The 3,215-nt window shown below is 67.8% G+C and carries 1 protein-coding gene; it reads right to left on the bottom strand.

Annotated features, from left to right (window positions below; genetic code table 11):
* A partial coding sequence (locus ACWCPF_RS45290; protein WP_451051007.1) for a condensation domain-containing protein occupies positions 1-3,215 on the bottom strand: 3,215 nt, incomplete at both ends.

The raw sequence follows: 3,215 nt of genomic DNA, 5'->3' as shown, positions 1-3,215 counted from the left end.
CCGTACAGAACCCGGAGCACAGTGTCCGGACACGCGTCCAACACCCGCTGGACCGCGACAGGCGACACCACATCGCCACCCGTCAACACCTCACGCAGCTGAGCGAGGCAGGTCGGGGTCTCCTCGGCGATGACCCGGAAGAGGCCCGCTGTCAGTACGACGCCGCTGATGTCGTGCGCCTTGATCAGCTGCTCCAAGGAGGTCGCGTCCAGGCTTCCCTTGGGGGCCACGACAATGCTCCCCCCGGAGAGGAGAGGGTGCCAAAGCTCGAACGTCGATGCGTCGAAGGCATGCGGTGAGTGGAAGAGGACGCGCTCGTGGTGGTCCGTCTGCCAGCACCTGTTCAGCACGAGGTCGGCAACACCACGGTGAGTCACGGCCACGCCCTTTGGCTCTCCGGTCGAGCCGGACGTGTACATCACGTAGGCGAGCCCGTCCGCACCACCCGCACCGGCCAACGTCACATGCTCCACCTCGGAAGCTGTGCCGAGCACCGCATCGGCGTGGACGACCTGCGCCGTCCCGGCGAAGTCGAGCGCTTCCGCAGGCCGGTCCGTCACCAGCAGTTCGGCCCCGCAGTCCGCCAGGACCAGACGGCGTCGGCTTGGGGGGTGGCCCTCGTGCAGCGGCACGTAGTGCGCGCCGGTCTTCAGGACGGCGAGGAGCGTGACGACCAGTTCTGCGGACCGCTCCATCCACAGACCGACCGCTCGCCCAGGTCCGGCGCCCCGGCCGGCCAGGTATCCCGCCAGCCGATTCGCCTGCTCGTTCAGTTGCCCGTAGGTGAGTTCCGTCCCACCGCTCACGACGACGGCTGTCGCGTCGAAGGTACGGGCGACCTGCGCTTCGAACAGCTCCGGAAGTGTCGCCTGGGGCACCTCATGAGCGGTGTCGTTCCAGGCGATCAGAACCTTGTCACGCTCATCCGTAGACAGAACATCGATCTGCCGGACGGGAGCGTCCGGGGCGGCGGTGACAGTGTCGAGGAGCTGGACCAGGCGCTGGGCGAGCAGTTCGACGGTAGCGGAGTCGAACAAGTCGCTACGGTAATCCAGTCGCCCTTCGAGACCCGCGGGTGTGGTGCCGGTATGGGTCTCGCCGAGACTGACGGACAGGTCGAACTTCGCCACCGTCCCGTCCATCGACTCCGGCCGTACCGTCAGGCCGGGCAGAGCGAGCTCAGGCACATCGACGTCAGGCAGATCGAGGTCAGGCACATCGCGGTCGGGCTCGGTCGCTCCGGGCGTAGCACTGCGGATGTCACCCGGGAACGGTGCGTGGTGCTGAACATCAAGCATCACCTGGAACAGCGGATGGCGAGCCATCGACCGCACCGGGTTGAGCACCTCGACGAGATACTCGAAGGGGACGTCCTGATGCTCGAATGCCGTCAGATCCGCTTCCCGCACGCGCTCCAGGATCCGGCGGAAGCTCTTGTCACCCGACACGTCCGTGCGCAGCACCAGTGTGTTCACGAAGAACCCGACCAGTTCGTCGAGGGCGTCGTCGGTGCGGCCGGCCACCGGAGTGCCGATCGGGATGTCCTCGCCCGCGCCCATCTTCGACAGCAGCACCGCGAGAGCGGCCTGCACCGTCATGAACAGACTCGTCCCGCACGACCGGGACAAACCCACCAGCCGCCCATGCACCTCAGCCGGCACCGACAACCGCACCGAACCACCCACATGCGACGCCACCGCCGGACGCGGGAAGTCCACCGGCAACTCCAACTGCTCCGGCAGGTCATGGAGTGTCTGCTTCCAGTACGCGACCTGACCGGCGATCACACTGTCCGGATCATCCTCACTGCCCAACACCGCACGCTGCCACAACGTGTAATCCGCATACTGCACCGGCAGCTCACGCCACCCCGGCGCCGCACCCTGGCAGCGAGCCGCATACGCGACGGAAATGTCCCTCACCAGAGGGGCCATCGACCAGCCGTCCGCCGCGATGTGATGCACCACCACGACCAGTACGCACTCGTTCTCGGCCTGCTGAAGGACACGTACCCGCCACGGCAGATCCCGCTCCAGATCAAACGCGGCAGACACCACCGCCGAGACCGCGGCAGCGACATCATGCTCCGCCACCGTCTGCACGGCGCACTCCGGCACCGCCGCGTCGACGTCCAGGACCTCCTGCCGCGGCTCACCGTCCACCTGCGGAAACACCGTCCGCAGACTCTCGTGCCGACCGGCCACATCAGCCAGAGCGGCTCGCAACGCGTCCGCATCCAGCGCACCCGACAACCGCAGCACCAGCGGAACGTTGTACGTCGCCGACGGGCCCTCCAACTGCCCCAAGAACCACAGCCGACGCTGCGCGAACGACACCGGCAACCATTCCGGGCGCTCCCGCACCCCCAACCGCTCCCGCACCCGACCACCCTCGTTGAGTCGGTCGACCAGTCCGACGACGGTCGGGGTCTCGAACAGGGCGCGGATACTCACCTCCACACCCAGCACCGACCGGATACGGCTCACCAGGCGGGTCGCGAGGAGCGAGTGGCCACCGAGACCGAAGAAGCTGTCGTCGATCGAGACGGAGTCGACACCCAGCACCTCGGCGAACAGGCCGCACAGGATCTCTTCCTGCGGCGACCTCGGCGCCCGGCCCACACCATCGGAGCCGAGTTCCGGGGCAGGCAGGGCCCGCCGGTCGAGCTTCCCGTTCGGCGTCAGCGGCAGTGCGTCCAGGACCACGAAGGCGGAGGGGACCATATAGCCGGGGAGCCGCTCTGCCGCCTGACCACGCAGTACGGCCGTATCAAGGACGACGTCAGTGCCCGCCGGTACGACGTAGGCGACCACACGTTTGTCACCGGGCTGGTCCTCACGCACGATCACCACAGCCTGGGCCACATCCTCGTGGCCGGCGAGCACCGCCTCGATCTCACCGGGCTCGATACGGAAACCCCGCACCTTCACCTGCGCGTCGGCACGCCCCACAAACTCCAGGACCCCGTCAGCACTCCACTTCGCGAGATCCCCGGTCCGGTACATCCGCGAGCCCTCGGGGCCGCCGAACGGGTCCGCGACGAACCGCTCCGCCGTCAGACCCGCACGCCCCAAATACCCCCGGGCCAACTGCACACCCGCCACATACAGTTCACCCGCAACACCGACCGGTGACGGCGACAGCCCGCCGTCGAGCACATACACCCGCGTGTTGGCCATGGGCCCGCCGATCGACGGCCGCACCGCCGCAGCACC

The organism is Streptomyces sp. NPDC001858 (assembly GCF_053594615.1).
This window is presented reverse-complemented; position numbering and strand designations above follow the sequence as displayed.